The organism is Streptomyces sp. CBMA123 (genome assembly GCF_014596465.1).
Classification (GTDB): domain Bacteria; phylum Actinomycetota; class Actinomycetes; order Streptomycetales; family Streptomycetaceae; genus Kitasatospora.
On record NZ_MECK01000001.1, the window covers coordinates 203,292 to 220,742 of the forward strand.

The window sequence follows — 17,451 nt, forward strand, 5'->3', positions numbered from 1 at the left end:
CAGGGATCACCGGCGCCAGAAGTCGATGGGGTGCTTGCCAGGACGGAACCCGACGCTCTCCACCATCGCCGCGGCGAGGGCGAAGTTCTTCCCGACCGTGGACGGCTCGTGGGAGTCGCTCCCGAACGACACCGCCTCCCCGCCTTCCTCACGCCACCAGCGGAGCACATTGTCCGCCGGCCACGGGCCCCCGGTATTGACCTCTAGCGCCCGGCCGGAGCTGGCCAAGGCACGAAGGACAGCCCGGTACTCCTCTTGGTAGTCCGCCGAGTCGAAGGGCTTCGCTGTCTTCGGCCAGGCCCGCATGGGGTAGTCGATGTGGGCCAGGATTCCGAAGATGCTGCTGCTCTCCACCATGCGCAGGGTCTCAGCGAGATACGTGCGCATGGTCTCCATCGCCGTGTCCGCAGTGAACACGGTCGGGGCGTAGTGCAGTTGCCCGTCCACCTCCAGGGAGTGCAACGAGCCGAGAACCCTTTGGAAGTCCCGCCGTTGGACCAGCGAGCTGGTCTCGGCCGCGAACAAGTGGGGCTCACCCAGTTCGACTCCGGCCAGGATCTTCAGGTCGGGGAAGCGGGCACGGCAGTGCTCCAGGCATTCCCAGTACCCGTCGACATCCAGCAGGCCGCTGCGGGCGTGAGTGTCGATCACTCGCACCACCGGTGTCTCGGCCTGCTGGCCTGGGAAGGCCCACGCGGTGAAGTCGGCGTGGTCGGTGAAGGCAATCGCAGGTAAGCCGATCGCCAGCGCCCGCTCGCACGCCTGCTCCATCACGGCTGTGGAGGCGTCCCAGGACCATTCGGTATGCACGTGATTGTCCGCCGGCAGTAGCCGACGGTCCGGGACTATCTGCTGCTCGTTACTGTCCACTTCGTGGTCCTCTCACTGGTGGGTGAATCACTGCGAACGCCGAGGGCCCGCAGCACATCGTGGTCGGGGGCCAGTACGGTATGGCCGCTTGCCTCAGCCAAGAGCTCCTGCGCCAACCGGGTCAGATCGTCCAGCTGCGGGGCTGAGCGTACGGTCAGGCGGGTGCCAAGCAGCGCCCGAAGCACTTCCACCGCGTCCGTCTCGGCCAGGTCCTCGCAGAGCGCCGCCTGCGAGCATGCCTGGCCGAGTGCACGGTGCGTTGTTGCGCTCGACAGCGCTGCCAGGCACTGCTCCACGCTGAACACCTCGATCGGATAGGTCAGATCGGGGGTGTAGCCCAGCGCCGTCTGCAGCCTGCCGAAGCCGACTCGCAGCTGCTCTCGGGTACCCGGGTCCGGCAAGTTGTCCAGCATGACAAAGCAGTCGATGTCGCTCCCAGGCCCAGCGTGCCCGGTGGCCACCGAGCCATACACGAACGCGGCCACCAGACCAGGGGCATACTGCTCGAGGAACCGGGAGACCTGGGAGACGAGTTCGCTGCTCACTCGACGTCGCTCCATCCCGCCGGCCCGCCAGCTCGCCGACGCGTCTGCTGCGGCAGGTTGCCGCGAAGCTCAGCGAGCATCGGTTCCACCAGCGCGAGCGCTTCGGAGACCAACTTCTTCATGGCAGCGTCCAAGTCTTCGCGGGTGACCAGCGGGTTGCCCGGGCAGGCCGCCATGATCGTGTAGCTGGTGCCGGCCCCCGCTCCGATCCGGTCGTCGAGGTCCCCGAGAGTGTGCTCGTCGAAGCAGACCTCACCTGACTGGTACAGCGCAGTGTTCAGCCGCGAGGTATACGAGCTGATCACCTTGGCCGCCCGCAGCCGGCCAGCAGGGTCAAGCTCCGCCATCGCCCTACGGAAGGCTGGCGGGCAGAACACGAAGGCCAGCCGGTAGAAGTCCACATCGTTGAGCCGGACGAACAGCCCGCTGTCGTCGACTCGGCGTTCCAGATAGCGGACGATCGCCTGCCGGGACTCCACCATCGCGCCGAGCGTGCGGGTGCCGACGTGGCGTAGCAGCATCCAGGTGGCCAGGCTCTGGAAGCCGCGGGAGCCGAGGAACGGAGTGATGAGCCCGAGGTCCCAGCAGTCGTCAGCCATGACGGCGGCCTCATGACGGCTGAACTGGGTGAGCACCGCCCGGTCTCGGAAGAGGACATACGAGGACGGGTAAGGGGTGAATAGGCCCTTGTGCGGGTCCAGGGACACGGAGTCCGCGAGTTCGATCCCGGCCAGGTGCTGGCTGCGGAGCCGTTCGCTGAAGATCAGGCTGCCGCCGTGGCAGGCGTCCACGTGAAACCAGACCCCGTGTCGACGGCAGACCTCCCCCAGCGCCTCGAGGTCGTCCAAGCCGGTCGTGCGGCAGTTCCCGGCCACCCCCACGACCATGAAAGGAGTACGACCTGCCGGTGGGTCCGCCAGAAGGCGGTCCACCGCAGCCGGATCGGTGGTGAAACCCCGCTCGGTGCCCACCGACAGCACGGAGTCCCAACCCAGCCCCAGGTGGAAGGCAGCATCGCTGTGCGAGTAGTGGGCGATAGGGCCGGCCATCACCACGGAAGGTTGGGTGTCGAGCGCCCGCAGTCCCAGCTTGCGAACTTGGGGATAGGCCCGGCCTAGCGCCGCCAGCATGGCAACGTGATTGGACAAGTGGCCGCCTGTCGTCCACAGCCCGCCCACGTCCTTCACCCCGCGCAGCTCGGTCAGCGGAGAGTCCTCGTAGCCGACCAATGCCCGCAGCCACTCGATGACCTGAACCTCCACGAACGTGGCGGACGGGGCGCTGCGGTCGACCGCGATCAGGTTCTGGTTGAGCAGCGGGCTGAGGATGCTGCCGGCCAGCGCTGCCAGCGCGTTCCCCGAGTCCGGGAATGCCAGGTAGCGAGGGTGTCCTTGCCGGATGGAGTGACGGGCGATCACCTCCTCGATCTCGGCTAGAACGTGGTCGAAGCAGGATCCGGCCTCGGGGAGCGGGCCGGCGATGGTCTTCTGCAACGCAGTCGGATCGGCATGGCGTAAGAAGGGAGTCTCCGACCCGGAGCCGTGCAGAAAGTCCAACCCGACGCGGACTGCGGAGGTGAGGTCTGCCTCATGGCTGGCACGGCTAGCACTTCCGCCCACCAGGTACATGTCCAGCACCGAACGATCCACCCCGCCGACCGCAGTACCAACGGCAAGAAGCAGCTCGTCCACTAGCTGCGCGGGGTCCGTCACGAGCCGGTCGTACCAATGCACGATGCGGGACCGCTCGGCAGCAAGGTCACCAACCTCGACCGCGTCCAGGGCGTCGATCACCGCCTCGGTGCGCAGAGGTGCTCCGTCGGCCTCACCGCGGCAGTTGACCGTGATGGCCCGGCAGATGTCCGCCTCCATCGCGGCTTCGAACACCTCCAGGCACGCAACGAGCATGGCCGGATCACTGACCGACGCCAGGTGCGAGAACAGACGCGCCTCTTGAGCAGCCGGAAGGAAGTCGCCCCAGAAATGGCCCAGTTCGTGCCCATGGAGCAGTCCGCGGTCTCGAACCTTTTCGGGGCGAGCGTGGCGCCCCTCCAGCCGGAGACTTTGCCACAGCAGATCCCTCCTCTGCTGCCAGGAGATTGTCTGGACGTTGAGCAGTGCACGCTCGAAGGAGTCCGCGGCCAGCGGGTGACCGTCCTCTATCAGCGGCGCGCCACCCTCGTCCCCAGCGAACAGCTCTTCTGCCTCGACAGGATCGAGGCAATCGGCGAAGAAGATCCGGTGCCACAGCAGGCACTCGGCTGCCCGCACCGGATCGACCGCTGCATCCACGACCTCCTCGAAGTCGATGAGCACGATCACCTCGCCGCGCAGGAACATGTTGCGCGGCGCGAAGCCCTGCCAGATCACGCCCGCGGTGAGCATCGCCTTGCGCATCGCCCGCAGCGACACCACGACACGCCCTCGTACAGCAGAACCGAGGGCGTCCGAGCGCAGCAGGTCCTCCAGGGTCTGCCCGAGGTTCGGCGTGAAGGCCCACGGGTCGGACGAGGGATCGACTCGCACCAAGGCGTAGTCGCCCTGGACCTCGAACCGGAGGCCAGAGGGCGACGTGAACTGCCTCAACAGCTCCCCAATGCGCTCCTCGTTGCGCAGCCGAGCCTCAACGGATTCGGCCGACCAGACCAACGCCACCAGCCCGCCGGAGCTCCTGTCCGCCGACTGGACCAGGCGCGCTCGGCGCGACGGATGGATCGGGACGGCAGTCTGCGCCAGTGGCGGCTGAGAGGCCATGAATGACCCGAAGTCCGAGACCGTGGCGAGTAGATCCCGTACCGTCCGTGCAGCCGGCCCGATACCTTCGACTGTCGGCTTGTCAGACGAAGCGCTCGGCTGGAGCTGTGGCTGGAGCCCGTGGACGAGGATCACTGCCGCCCCGTGAGGGTTCCTCTCCGCAACAGCTCGCGCCGCCAGAACATCGTCTGCTGCGGCCCGAGACTCAAGCTGAGCGAGCACGATGGCGTACCGGCGTCGGAATCGCTCCGACAGCGAGCCGCTCTGCGCAACCAGCTCGAACCAACTCGTCACCCTCTGCTCGTGGTCGGCCGTTTCGAGGGCGCGCGGGGTCGTGGGCATCACGCGGTCACCCTCGTATCCGATGAGGGCTGAGCCCGGAACTGCTGCTCCAGCTCGGCGAGGATCTGGGCCTTCAGCCGCGGGTCCTGGGTGTGGTACATCGAGCCGGCGACCACCTTGCGGTCGCAGTGGAAGACCTTCAGCGGCCAGCCCTCAGGGAAGGCGATCCGGCGTCCGCCGGTGGTCCCGACGTGTGACACGAGATCTTCCCAGTTGTAGCTGAGGTCATCCCTGTCGATGAACACATCGAGGTCGAACCCACCGAGCCGGGCCGCCACCGCGGTGAAGCGTTGGACGTCGTAGGCGATGAAGTGGGTCGACAGCCGGTTCACTGAGCGCACACCCGGCTCAATCTCGGCGCCTTCGTCCTTCAACGCCCAGGACCATTGGTGGTAGTCGTCAACCTTGCTCAAAGCTGGTACGTCGGGACAGCTCTCGAAGAGTCGTCGGCAGGCTGCCAGCACGTCGAAGGACGGATCGGTGCGATACATCACCACGTCGTCCTCGATCACGATCAGGTAGGGCGAGCGGAGGGCGAAGAGTTGGCGGTGCCCGTTGTTTGAGCCATCACCCGAGGCGACAAATCGATGGCGCCGGCGAACCCTCAGTTCGTCAACACCCCAGCCAGCCAAAAGCGCCGGGAGTTTGGAAGCAACCTCGGGAGAAGTACCGTCGCAGTGCAGCATGACCTCGAACGACTCCTTGGTCGAGTCGGTGAGCGCTTCAAGGCAGCGCGGCAGCGTCGTCTCCAGCAGGTCCAGGTTGCTGTGGAAGAGGAACACGATCCGGAACGTCGGATCCGTGGGTGCCAAAGCGCCGGCGGACGAAGCTGGATGGGCGGAGATGTGGGCCACGAGGTCTCTCCTACTGGCTATAGGGTTTTCCTTGCGTATGGCTGAGAATGCGGTGAGATCGTCCGTGGAGCTCTCCTCTCTCATGGTCCAGCGATGCTGGCCGCCGCCGAACGGATGGCGACCGCGTTCCGGGACGTTCCGCAGACACCTGCGGACGTTCCGTAACCATCGGCGGTCGTGCGTCTCCCGCGGCAATCCGTCCGTCAAGGGTGGATCTACGGAGAGTCAGATGCCAGACCGCGTATGCGGACACGGAGTCTGTCCGTATGGATGCGACCTAATACGGTCTCGGTCGCCGAAGTCACGGCCCGAGACTCTGAGCGATGTACGTCGAGTTCGCGCACCGAAGCAGCCACGCGACGAGCCTGATCGCGTTGTGTACTGAGCGCGCAACAGTGTGAAACGATCTGCCCGTTGGGTGATCTCGCGGGGTCGCGCCGACAAGCGGGAGCCATGTTGTCCACATCAGCTCGCTGAGGGGGGATCTGATGCCGCAGCGACCGAAGGATCTTCAACCATCACGCTCTGCCCGTGAACGGCTGGGGGCCGAGATCAGGCACTGGCGGGTCTTGCGAGGACTGAGCCAGGATCAACTTGGCGCCCTGGTGCACATCAGCGGTGACCTGGTCAGCAAGTTAGAGAAGGGCCAACGCACCTGCAAGGCGCGATATGCCGCGGACATGGACACGGCCCTGGAAACCGGGGGCGCTATCGCTCGGCTCTTGGAGCCGGCTCAAGCTGATGTGGACAACCGCGCCCGGGATGTGGACAACTCTCCGATCTGGAACGCGAGCACTCCCCTCGGAGCCTGGTTGGGGGGCACTCTGGAGGAGCCCCGGTCTACCTCCGACTGGAACGAGTTCAGCACCATGCTCCGACGCAACTTCCTCGCCGCAGCAAGCGCTGCCACCGGCGCACTACTCCCTCTTGCGAACGCCAGCTCGGCCACCGCGGTACCGGCGACAGTTCGCTCCGCTGATATCGACCAGATCAACACCGCGGCCACCACCTTGCGCAGCTGGGACAACCTCTACGGTGGCGCTGGTGTCGTCCGAGACACCGCACGCGCCCAAGTCCAGTGGGCCGCAAACCTCCTGAGCGCCGACTGCCCGTCTCCACTCAGGGGCGGCCTGTTCACGGCCGTTAGCGGCCTGGCCGCCGCTGTCGGCTCCTCGGCATTTGACGCGTTCGCCCATGAGGACGCGCAGCGCTACTTCGTCTTCGCCACCCTGTGTGCCGAGGAAGCAGACAACTGGCCATCGCGTGCCGTCTCCTACAACCTGCGCTCGCGGCACGCCACGTGGCGCGGTGACCCCGATACCGGACTCACCCTCGCCGAGCTCGGGCTCATTCGCGCGGACCGTCTCTCCCCTGCTGAGCGCTCGATGCTCCACAACGCCCGTGCCCGGGCACTCGCCAAGATGGGCAAGACGCAGCAGGCACTCGCCGCGGTCGGAGAGTCTGACGATTCCTTTGCCGGGATGGTGCCGGCCAACGAGGGGCCCTGGATGGCCTATTACGACAGCGCCCAGCACCACGGCGACACAGGACACGCCCTGTTCGACCTTGCCCTCCTAGGCCATCCCCCGCGCTCGGCGCTTATGCGCCTGCAGACCGCCGTCGACACCCACACTGCCGACTACGCGCGGTCCCGGACCTTCTCCCGTACGAAGTTGGCCTCTCTCCGGATGGCCACCGGTGACCCGGCCGAGGCTGTTGCCGATGGTCGTATCGCGCTTGCCGAAGCAGCTCAGCTCCGCTCGCTGCGAGCCAAGCACGAACTGGATGAGCTCCGAGGTCTCACGCAACGCCATCCCGAGCTTCCGGACGCCCGGGACCTGCGAGAGCAGATCAGTTCGATGGTGACGGCATGACCACAGTGGATCTTTCCCATGCTGTGCTGCTCAAGGCGTGCGCAGAAGCCGGACTCGCTGCTGACGGGGCCGAGCCTCTGCGCATCGGCGAGAACGCCTTGTGGAGGCTTCCGCAACAGGTCGTAGCTCGCATCGCTCGCCCCGGTCAGTGGGCCGCCGCGGTCCGTGAGCTCGCGGTCGCCCGCTGGCTGCACGACTGCGAGGTCCCTGCAGTGCGGCCGCTCGAGGACTTGGCGGATCCTGTCGAGGTCTACGGCCACCCGGTCACCTTCTGGCATGAGCTGCCGGTTCACCGGGCCGGCACCGCAGCTGACATGGCCCCGCTCCTTCGGCGCCTCCACCAGCTCCCTGTCCCTGCCTTCCACCTGGGACGGCTGGACCCGTTCGTCCGCCTCGCCGCCCGGATTGGTGAGGCGACGACCCTTGATGATGAACAGCGGCGATGGCTCTGGGCCCGCCTCGTCAGTCTCCGGAGCGCGTGGGCCGACCTGCCTATAGGTAGTCCCGAGAGCGTCATCCACGGCGATGCCTGGGGCGGCAATGTTGCTGTCACAGCAACCACCTCGTATCTCCTGGACTTTGAGCGTTCCTCTCTCGGCCCGCCCGAGTGGGACCTCACCTCTACGGCCGTCGGTCACGGCACATTCGGCACCGTGTCGGACGACCAGTACGCGGCGTTCTGCGATTCCTACGGCACAGACGTGACCGCCTGGGCGGGCTACCCCGTCCTCCGCGACATCCGTGAACTTCGAGTGACCTGCTTCGCTCTCCAAGCGGCGGCACGCGACCCCGAGCGTTACCGCGACCAAGCCCACTACCGACTGGCCTGTCTCCAAGGCGACCACGGCTCGCGGCCGTGGGGATGGGCAGCCGTCGAGTAGCGGCACGAGTTTCCGACCGAGCAGGTGCCGGGTGCGGTTGAGAAGGCGCTGTGGCAAGCGGTGGACCGTGCAGAGCAGGAAGGCCGGCACGCCCGGTACCGTCGGTGATCGATAACACCCCTCCAGGGTCGAGAGGATCGGATGACCGGCAAGAACAACGAACCACTCGACGCCGAATGGGTGGCCCGCAAGCACACGACATACGACGAACTCACCTCTGCGGACGGCGAACTGTGGTGGATCCAGTCGGACCCTGACCTAGGGGGAACTCGCCGCCTGATGCGCGCGAGGCCGCAGGAGAAGGCCCATCCGCAGACTCCGCCGGAACTGTCCCTGGGAGGCTGGCTGCACGCGTACGGCGGCGGGGCGTACGCCGTCACCACTGACCGCCAGTGGATCATCAGCGCTGAGGACAGCAAGATCTACGAACTGGCCGATGTCGGCGCTCCCCGCCCGATCGTCCCGGCGGATGACCGCTTCCTCTACGGCGACCTGCACCTCGCGGACGGCAACCTGCTGGCCGTACGGGGGAACGACCACGGCGACGAGATCGTCAAGGTCGGCACCGACGGCCAGAGCATGCGGGTGCTGGTGAGTTCATCGGGGTTCCTCGCAGCGGCGCGCTGCCGCAGCGGCCTACTCGCCTACCTCGAGTGGGACGGCGACCGGATGCCGTGGGACTCCACCCGGCTCCAGGTGACAGACCTTCCGGAGCACGGGCCGGCGCCCTCGCCCAAGCTTGTTGCCGGCGGGGAAGAAGAATCCGTGGTCCAGCCAGCATGGGGGCCAGACGGAATGCTGTACTTCCTCTCCGATCGCACAGGATGGTGGAATCTGTACCGCTGGGACGGCCTGCGTGTCCACGCGGTAGCTCCCATGGATGCCGACTGCGCGCCAGCGCCGTGGGAAGGCGGATACCAGTCGTTCGGTTTCCTGCCGGGAGGCGAGATCGTGCTCACGGTCTCCGACGGGTTCTGCACACGCCTGATCACCGTAGGCGGGGACGGCCACTGCCGCGAACAGGAAGCTGATGTGACCTCGGTGAAGCCCTACGTCGCGGTGCTCGGCCAACAGGTAGCGCTGATTGCCTCCACACCGACCAGTACCCCGTCGATTCGGGTCTTCGACCTTGCCAGCCCGATTCCCGCCTGGCGCTGGAATTTTCCAACCCCCATGCACGAGCAGCCGCAGTACTCCTGCGCGGCTCCGATCATCCGCGAAGTACGCTCCAGCAGTACCACCATCCGCTACCTGCTGCACCGTCCACCCATGAACGGGCCTGTGCCGCTGCTCGTCCGCGCGCACCCGGGACCAACCGACGATGTGCCGATGCGCCTCGACTGGACCGTGCAGTACTTCGTTGCTCGCGGTTTCGCCGTTGCCGACGTCGCCTACCGAGGTAGCACGGGGCAGGGGCGCCAGTTCCGGCAAGCCCTCCACGGTCACTGGGGGGAGTTCGATGTCGAAGACTGCGCGGCCGTCGCACAGCAGCTCCTGGCCGACGGCACAGCCCTCCGGGGCGCGGTGTTCATCAGCGGGGCCAGTGCGGGCGGATACACCGCGCTCCAAGCCGCCTGTCTGACCGGCCCGTTCACCGGTGCCACAGCCGCATCCGCAATCATCGACCCGAAGCGCTGGACAATCACAGCACCCCGGTTCCAGCGACCGCACGCCGCAGTCCTCGCCGGGCCGGTGGGTGCGGTGCGCGCCGAGGCCATCCGTGTCCCGGTGCTGCTGGTCCACGGAACCAGCGACGACATCGCCACAGTGGCCGACGCCCGGCGTCTTGCCGCCGAGCTGCAAGCACGTGGTGCCGATCACGAGACGCTCTTCCTTGAGGGGGGTGACCACTACCTGTCGGTGCCGGAAAGCCGCCGAGCCGTACTGGAAGCAGAGCTGCGCTTCTTCCAGAGGATCACGCCGGTAGGGGTGTTGCCGTAGCACGTTTGGCCGCGGCTGGCAGAACCTGGCGAACGAACTCGTCGAGGTCCGCGACCGCCCGCTGCTCTGCATACGGCGCGAGGTCGGTAAGCAAACGGGCAACGCGGTCGACACAGCGTCCAGAGGAGGTGCGCGCGGCGTACCCGACGGCTTCGAAACCTACGGTGCAGGCTTGTTCGATGTCGCCTGACCGAAGCCAGGTTGAGGCCATCAGGGTCGCGTCAATGGCACGACGGCGTACGCGATCACGCCCAACTCCGAGCAGTGCGTCAGCTACCTGGGCGCGGGCCTGCGGGGCCCTGCCGAGGTCGTGGAAGCAGTGTGCCATCTCGTCCGCAAGGTAGGCCCGGGTGAAGTACGCGATCCACGGTGGCTCGTTGCCGGACGTCGAGGTGTCTAGCAGCTTCTCGGCCTGAAGGAGCATGGCTGTCGCCTCGCGCTCGTCACCCAGCCGAGCGTGAGCGCGCGCGCCGACGGCGGCGATCGCGGCCCGGGTGGCTGCGCTCGCGGAGGTCCCTGCCCTCACGCTTGCCGCCTGGGCCCAGCGGAGCGCGACCTGAGGGTGATCGCAGTGCAGCGCCAGATGCCCGAGGTTGACCGCAACAAGGTAGGCGCCGTAGGCGTCGTCAGCCACTCCGTGGGTGAGGCCCAGCGCCTGCTTGTAGTACGTCTGCGCCCACCCTGGCCGCCCAGCGTCCACCGCCTGGTAGCCGGCCAGTTCGAGGAAGCCCGCTGCGATCCGGGCCCGCGAGCGATCGACGTCAGCGCTTGCCGCGGAGCGGGAGAGCAGCGAGCTCAGCTCCGTGTCGACGTAGGTGCGGAGTTGGGTTGCGAATTGCCCTGCGCCGTGGGCGTGATCCAACTGCCGAAACATCGCGAGCATCCCGCCCGCCACTTCAACATCGTCCTCGGTAACCCAGAGTCGGCTGCCTTCATTGGCCGCAGCCTGTCCCGGGTCCGCTGCGACCCACTCCGCGACCACCAGCTCAGATGCCTTCGGGTCGAATCTGGCAGACGGCTCGCTCTTGCGCGCAGAGCCGAGTGATGGCGTGCGACGACGCTCTTCCTCGGCTGCCGGCCAGAGGTCAACGAGCGCACCACCGGCCTCAAGGGCCTGATCGCAGGCCGCGATGAACTGACGCGATGGGAACCGCTCGCTCGCCTCGACCCGGCGGACCAAATCGGCACTGCTATGGACTGCGGCGCCCAACTTGGCTTGACTTAACCCTCTGGCGGTCCGAAGTTCGCGCAGCGTTGCCCCGAGTTTGGCCAGCGCCGAGCCAGCCGAGACAAGCTCCCGTGCCTTGGCGGCCATCACACCCCCGCTGCTTCCCTACTCACCCACGACCCGGCTCCACGACGTGTCGTCACATTCTGTTCCACTCACTGCCATTTGTGTAGGCGATCCGGCGTCAGCTGGTCATGTGGACGGACGACGAGTTCCCGCAGCTCGGATGCGGACACCCATCATGTCCGCATCCAGCCACTCGTACTCCGGTAATCGGCCAGCCAATCTGGAATCGCTGCCCGTCCGGCGCCGGCGCACGGAGACGCCCCAGACGTGCCCCCGACCGGGCCCGCGCGCCCGGACTCCCGACCGCCCGCTCGATACGGCATCCCCCTCCGTACCGAGCGGGCACCAACTAACAATGCGCGATGCGCGCTTGAGCCTTGACCGACTGAGGAGACATGACCACGACCCAGGACCACCGCCCGGAGTCGGACAGCGCGCCGCTCGGCGTCGGCACGTTTCCGACCCAGATGATCTCTACAGCCGTCGGCGGCGATCCCGAGTCCTACTCCTCTGGTGCGCCGTCCGGTGATCTGCTGGCCGACCGGCCGCGCCCGGCCCGGCTGTACGACTACTACCTCAACGGCAAGGACAATTTCGCGGCCGATCGGGCAGCGGCTGATGCGCTGCTGAAGGTGGCACCCACGCTGCCGACCACGGCCCGCGAGAACCGGCGCTTCCTGGAGCGCGCGGTCCGGCATCTCGCACGACTGGGGATCAGCCAATTCCTGGACATTGGCACCGGGATCCCCACCAGCCCCAACACCCACGAGATTGCCCAGGCCGAGGACCCGGCCTCCCGTGTCGTCTACGTCGACAACGACCCGATGGTGCTGGCCCACGCACGCGCCCTGCTCACCAGCCAGCCGGAGGGGCGGACCGCGGTTCTCAAGGCCGATCTTCGCGACCCGCAGCAGATTCTCGCCGGTGCCCGCGCAGTGCTGGACTTCCAACGGCCCATCGCTCTGATGCTGATAGCGGTCCTGCACTTCATCGAGGATTCGGACGATCCGCGCGGCCTGGTCGCCGAGCTGGTGGAGGCCCTTCCGCACGGCAGCTGCGTGATGCTGTCCCACGTCACCGGCGACTTCGACCCCGGCGCCTGGGAGAACGTCGTGGCCCTCTACCGCAAGGCCCACATCCCAGCCCAGGCCCGGTCCCGATCCGAGATCGAGGCCATCACCGCCGGCCTGCAGATCATGCCGCCGGGACTGCAGGTGGTCTCCCGGTGGCGGCCAGACGGCCCGGTCGACCCGGCGCTGACCGACGCCGCGGTCTCCTGCTATGGCGTCCTCTGCCGCAAGTCCTGATCGGAGGGCTACCCAGCTGGCCGACCGGCAGTTCATCCTCCATTCCTGCCACCTCAGCGAGGATCTGATGGCATCTCATGCAGAAAGCGCAGCCGTGGGCGGCATGGTCGCCTGCTCGCTGGTCGCGCTGCTCGTGGCGGCCTACTCGCAGTGGATCGCGACGGTGGCACGCCGCAGGGCCTTGGAGTTGGAGAAGGCATTGGTCGCGGCGACCGCGCTGCCGCCCGCGGCGGGCGCCGAGCTGGCTCAGTACCTGGTGGCGTTGGCGGCCGGAGCGGAGCCGGGCTCGCTTCAGCACCTGGTGCTGCAGTCGGCTACGGCCTTGGCTGCGGAGCGCCGGCGGGTGGACGAGTTGGTCACGGATCTTGTGTCGGCCGTGATGGCAGCCGCCCGCGGTGAGGTGCCGGCGTGGAGTGCCGGGTGCGGGAGTGGGCAAACCGCTGACGGTCGTGCCCCCTGCTGTGTCCAAGCCGGCCCGCAGAGGCGTCCGGCGGCTGGAGGTGGGCGAGATGCGCGCCTGTGAGGCAGCGGGTACCGCGCGGGTGGTGTTCCATCCCGCTGGTCTCGACGAGGTGCTGCGGTCGGTCGTGGAGTGTTCATCCATCCCAGACAGGAGCCGATGGACGTCCCGCTTGATCAACCGTGGGGCCTGGCCCTCCATGTATGGCATGTCTATGACTGAAAGGGTGATCCGTGATCGCCGTGTCTCCGGCTCGGCCGTTGTACCACCCCGCTGGGTTCGACAGTGCGCTCCGGACTGCGGTGGATGACCTGCGGGCCGGGCGCTGGCTGTCGACGCAGCGGCTGCTGGCCGCCACGGCGCAGAACGCTGGCCTACGGACTTCTCGGACGCAGGTGCTGGCACTGGTCGCGGCCCGGTCGACTGTGCTCACCGACTGGGCCCGCGAGGACCCCGACGATCCGGGGCTCGCCATCGTGCGGACACGGGTGATGGTCGAGCATGCCCTGGCCGCAGCCGAGGCCGGCTCGCCGGAGGCCGAGCGCTTGGAGCAGGAAGCCCGCGAGTCGTGCCAGGCCGCCGCTCAGGCAGTGCGCTCGGACCCTGTGCCGTGGGTGTGCTTGATCGCCCTGGCCGCGCTGGACCGCGCCAGGCAGCGGCCCGAACACCAGCAGCGCTCGTCGGACCCGATGCTTCCGCCCGGACCATGGGGGCTGCTCGATGAGGCCCTCAGGCGCGATCCAGGCAACCGAGAGGCCCACCACCGCATGCTCCGCTACTGGCACCAGGTCTACCGGCCGGCGGCGGCCGACTTCGTGAACGTCGTCATGTCGATGGCTCCGGCCGGATCACCGCTCTCCGCCCTGCCGCTGTACTTGTCGGTCGACTACTACCGCAACGAGCCGAGGCGCAACGCGGTCGTGCTCCGGCAGTGGCTCCGGGAGCCTCACTTCTCCCGTGCTCAGCGCGCGTACGAGGGCTGGTCCGTGGCGGAGCCGGGAGCGTGGCCGGTCGTCGATCTCAGCTACCTCGCCCACGCGTTGTGGGCATCGGCCCAGATGGCCGCCGCCGTCGAAGTGTTCAGCGCACTCGGTCAGTTCGCGTCCAAGGCGCCGTGGACCCATGTCGCCGACTCGCCGGAGAAGGCGGAGGCTCTGCTGCTCATCGCCCGGGAACAGGCCCTCGCTGGCCGCGCGACCGCTTTGGCCTGATTCTCGGCCGTCCCCTTTCCATCATCCGTCTTCTTCCCGCACGGAGGTTGTCCCGATGTCCCCCGCCCAGGCAGCACCACCGACCGACGAGGAACGGCTCCGCCAGCTCGGCTACCAGCCCAAGCTACGGCGGAGAATGGGTGAGTTCGGCAACTTCGCCAGCTCCTTCTCCGTCATCAGCATCCTGTCCGGCTGTATGACGATGCTCGCGTTCGGTCTGAACACGGGCGGGCCGGCGGTGATCTTTTGGGGCTGGATCGGCGTCGGGGGCCTGGTCATGTTCGTCGGCCTGGCGCTCGCCGAGGTGACCTCGGCCTATCCGACGTCCGGTGCGCTCTACTTCATGGCCCACCAGCTGGGCGGCCCCCGGTGGGGCTGGATGACCGGCTGGCTCAACCTCCTCGGACTGGTGGGCGGCATCTGCGGCATCGACTACGGCGCGTCGCAGTTCGTCGGCGCGTTCCTCAACATGCAGTTCGGATACTCGCCAACGCCGGGCGGCCTGTTCGGGATCTTCGTTGCGATCCTGCTGCTCCACGCGGTGCTGAACCTGCGCGGCGTGCGGCTGGTGTCGTTGCTCAACGGCGTCTCGGTGTGGTGGCACATCGGTGGTGTCGTGCTGATCGTCGGGGCGCTCGCGATCGTGCCCACCCAGCACCGGGACCTCAGCTGGGTGGTCGGACACTTCGTCAACAACAGCGGCTGGAGCAACCCGATCTACGTGAGCGCGGTCGGTTTGCTGCTGGCCCAGTACACCTTCTCGGGCTACGACGCCAGCGCGCACATGAGCGAGGAGACCACCAGGGCATCGGTGTCGGCGCCCCGCGGAATCGTCCGCTCGATCTGGGTGAGCTGGATCGCCGGCGCCGTCCTGCTGGCCGGCATGCTGTTCGCCATCCAGGACTATGACGGCGTCCTCAACTCGCCCACTGGCGTGCCGCCGGCGCAGATCTTCATCGACGCGCTCGGGACGACCGGGGCGAAGGTGCTCTTGGTGGTGGTGATCGTGGCGCAGTTGTTCTGCGGCAACGCGGAGACGGCGGCGGCGTCAAGGATGGTCTTCGCGTTCTCCCGGGACGGCGCGCTCCCCGGATCCGGACTCTGGTGCCGGGTGTCGGAGCGCACTGGGACGCCGGTCGCCGGGGTGTGGCTGTCGCTCGGGGCTGCGCTGGTGCTCGCACTGCCGTCGCTGTACAGCGCGACCGCGTATGGCGCGGTGACCGCCGTCAATGTGGTGGGGATGACGCCAGCGTACGCGGTGCCGATCTACCTCCGGCTGCGCAAGGGCCGCCGGTTCAAGGCGGGGCCGTGGAGCCTGGGCCGCCGGGGCCCGGCGATCGGCTCGATCGCGGTGGGCTGGGTGGCCGTGGTGAGCGTGTTGGTGTGCTTGCCGCAGTCCTCGCCGGTGACGGTCGACACCTTCAACTACGCGCCCGTGGCCTTGGCGGTGGTGCTGCTGCTGGCCTGGGGGTGGTGGCTCAAGGCCGGGCGCTCGTACTCACCGCCGGTCCAACAGTCGACCGAGCTGGTCGCGCTGACTGAGGAGGTCGTGTGACCAGCCGCCGAACAGCCCGACCGGACGGTGGCCGAGGAGCCGCACGCGGCCAAGGCCAGAGCGCGGATGGTACGAGGTCAGTGATGCGGGCGGCGCGCTCCGACGCGAGCGGCAATTCGACGCTGACCTCGCCGGTCGGGCCGCTGCACCAGCTGGTGGACAGGCTCGGGATCGACACCGTGCTGCTGGCCGTCATCGATCCGCAGGGACGATTCAAGGGCAAGGAGTACGACGCCCGCACATTGCTGCAGCGGTTGGGCTCCGGGCCGGTCACTCCGGAGATGTGCGGATACGTGCTCGGCACGGATCTGGACATGACGCCCCTACGGGGTGGCGAGTTCTCCTGGGAGGGCGGTTTCGGGGATGTCGCAGTGCAGCCCGACTTCGACCACGCCCGCGTCCTCCCGTGGGAACCGAACAGCGCCATCGTGCTTGCCCGGCCTCTGGATGGCGGTCGGCCGCACCCGCTCTCCCCTGCCACCATCCTCGACGAGCAGCTCGACCAGCTCCAGGGCCTGGGCTACGAGGTGCGGGTCGGCATCGAGACCGAGTTCGTCCTCTACGCAAGCACCGGCACCGACGCAGCGGCAGCTGGCTGGCGCGGGCTGCGTCCGGTGACCTGGGACAATCGCGACTACGCCCTCGACCGGCCGAGGCCAGCGGCCAACTACTCCCGGTTGCTGCGCCAGGCCCTGGCCGGAGCCGAACTGCCCGTCGAGGCGGTCAAACTGGAAGGCGCGCCCGGCCAGATCGAGGTGACATTCCCTTACGGCCCGGCCCGGGATGCCTGCGAGCAGCACGTGCTGTTCAAGCACGCGGCCAAGGCGGTTGCGGAGCAGCAGCAGCTAGCTGCGACGTTCATGGCGGCCCCGGCGGATGGGGTGGGTTCCGGGATGCATCTGCACCTGTCGCTGTGGGACGGCGACCGGCCCCTGCTGGTCTCCGACCAGGACGCGGGCGCTCTGTCGGCGGTGGGCGAGCACGCGGTTGCCGGGCTGCTGGATGTGCTGCACCAGACCGGTCCGATGTGGGCGCCGTACGTGAACAGCTACAAGCGCCTGCGGGGGCCATTTGCGCCGTCGAAGCTCGTGTGGGGATGGGACAACCGCTCGGCCGCAGTGCGGGTGGTCGGCCACGGGCGCGGCCTTCACCTGGAGGTCCGCCTGCCCGGCGCGGACGCCAACCCCTACCTCGCCCTGGCCGCCGCCGTCGCCGCGGTCCGCCACGGCATCACCAACGGCCTCAAGCCCGACGAGCCCATCACCGGCGACGCCAACTGGGACGAGGATCTGCGGGTGGTTTCCCGTCACCCCTGGGATGCCATCGAGAAGTTCGAGGCCGGTCGCGTGTCCAGGGAGTTGCTGGGCGAGCGGGTTGTCGCCCATCTGGCCACACTGGCATGGCTGGAGGTCGACCACCACGCCGCCCGCGTCACCGACGCGGAGCTGGCACGCGGGTTCGCCCAGTCCTGAGCCCCGGGCCGGTCGCGGCGCCACACCCCCGGGCCCGCGACCGGTCCGGTCCGGTCCAGTCCCTCTCAGTCCGCTTCCCTGTTGGAGATCCT

At 67.8% G+C, this 17,451-nt stretch carries 12 protein-coding genes; 7 read left to right on the forward strand and 5 right to left on the reverse strand.

The genetic code is table 11. The annotated features are described in order from the left end of the window. Nucleotides 1-6 precede the first annotated feature (6 nt). The 4 genes from BG452_RS00980 to BG452_RS00995 are packed head-to-tail and all read right to left on the reverse strand — an operon-like array spanning nt 7 to nt 5,364. Complete coding sequence (locus BG452_RS00980; protein ID WP_317620845.1) at nt 7-870, reverse strand: histidinol-phosphatase HisJ family protein; 864 nt, start codon at nt 868-870, stop codon at nt 7-9. Further along, nucleotides 846-1,415, reverse strand: coding sequence for a nucleotidyltransferase domain-containing protein (locus BG452_RS00985; RefSeq protein WP_188302157.1), 570 nt, complete (start codon nt 1,413-1,415; stop codon nt 846-848). Before BG452_RS00985 ends, BG452_RS00980 begins: the two co-directional genes overlap by 25 nt. Continuing rightward, entirely contained in the window at nt 1,412-4,510 is a 3,099-nt protein-coding gene (locus BG452_RS00990) for a pyridoxal-dependent decarboxylase (protein WP_188302158.1), read from the reverse strand. Before BG452_RS00990 ends, BG452_RS00985 begins: the two co-directional genes overlap by 4 nt. Beyond that, a complete protein-coding gene (locus BG452_RS00995) occupies nt 4,510-5,364 on the reverse strand; it encodes a glycosyltransferase family A protein (RefSeq protein WP_223241563.1) in 855 nt (284 codons plus the stop codon). The genes BG452_RS00990 and BG452_RS00995 overlap by 1 nt, the downstream gene beginning before the upstream one ends. A 488-nt stretch (nt 5,365-5,852) precedes the next feature. Between BG452_RS00995 and BG452_RS01000 the strand changes: the two genes are divergently transcribed. The 3 genes from BG452_RS01000 (at nt 5,853) to BG452_RS01010 (ending at nt 10,060) form a co-directional block, all read left to right on the forward strand. Continuing rightward, on the forward strand, nt 5,853-7,238 hold the full coding sequence (locus BG452_RS01000; RefSeq protein WP_188302159.1) for a helix-turn-helix domain-containing protein: 1,386 nt from the start codon (nt 5,853-5,855) through the stop codon (nt 7,236-7,238). Then, nucleotides 7,235-8,119: a phosphotransferase enzyme family protein gene (locus BG452_RS01005; RefSeq protein WP_188302160.1), complete on the forward strand. Its 885-nt coding sequence runs from the start codon at nt 7,235-7,237 to the stop codon at nt 8,117-8,119. The genes BG452_RS01000 and BG452_RS01005 overlap by 4 nt, the downstream gene beginning before the upstream one ends. 141 nt (nt 8,120-8,260) lie before the next feature. After that, complete coding sequence (locus BG452_RS01010; RefSeq protein WP_188302161.1) at nt 8,261-10,060, forward strand: prolyl oligopeptidase family serine peptidase; 1,800 nt, start codon at nt 8,261-8,263, stop codon at nt 10,058-10,060. On the opposite strand, the gene BG452_RS01015 is transcribed toward BG452_RS01010, so the two are convergent. After that, a complete protein-coding gene (locus tag BG452_RS01015; protein WP_188302162.1) occupies nt 10,035-11,375 on the reverse strand; it encodes a helix-turn-helix domain-containing protein in 1,341 nt (446 codons plus the stop codon). The genes BG452_RS01010 and BG452_RS01015 overlap by 26 nt on opposite strands. Nucleotides 11,376-11,749: 374 nt before the next feature. Here BG452_RS01015 and BG452_RS01020 point away from each other — a divergent pair, with 374 nt between their 5' ends. From BG452_RS01020 to BG452_RS01035, 4 genes are all read left to right on the forward strand, one after another. Further along, nucleotides 11,750-12,661 carry an SAM-dependent methyltransferase gene (locus BG452_RS01020; protein ID WP_223241564.1) on the forward strand — a complete coding sequence of 304 codons (912 nt, stop codon included), beginning with the start codon at nt 11,750-11,752 and terminating at the stop codon, nt 12,659-12,661. 762 nt (nt 12,662-13,423) lie between these two features. Continuing rightward, nucleotides 13,424-14,332: a hypothetical protein gene (locus BG452_RS01025; RefSeq protein WP_188302163.1), complete on the forward strand. Its 909-nt coding sequence runs from the start codon at nt 13,424-13,426 to the stop codon at nt 14,330-14,332. A 55-nt stretch (nt 14,333-14,387) separates the two neighbouring features. Beyond that, nucleotides 14,388-15,887: an amino acid permease gene (locus BG452_RS01030; protein WP_188302164.1), complete on the forward strand. Its 1,500-nt coding sequence runs from the start codon at nt 14,388-14,390 to the stop codon at nt 15,885-15,887. Nucleotides 15,888-15,970: 83 nt separating this feature from the next. Continuing rightward, nucleotides 15,971-17,359, forward strand: a complete 1,389-nt coding sequence (locus BG452_RS01035) for a glutamine synthetase family protein (protein WP_188302165.1) — start codon at nt 15,971-15,973, stop codon at nt 17,357-17,359. The last annotated feature ends 92 nt before the right edge of the window (nt 17,360-17,451 follow it).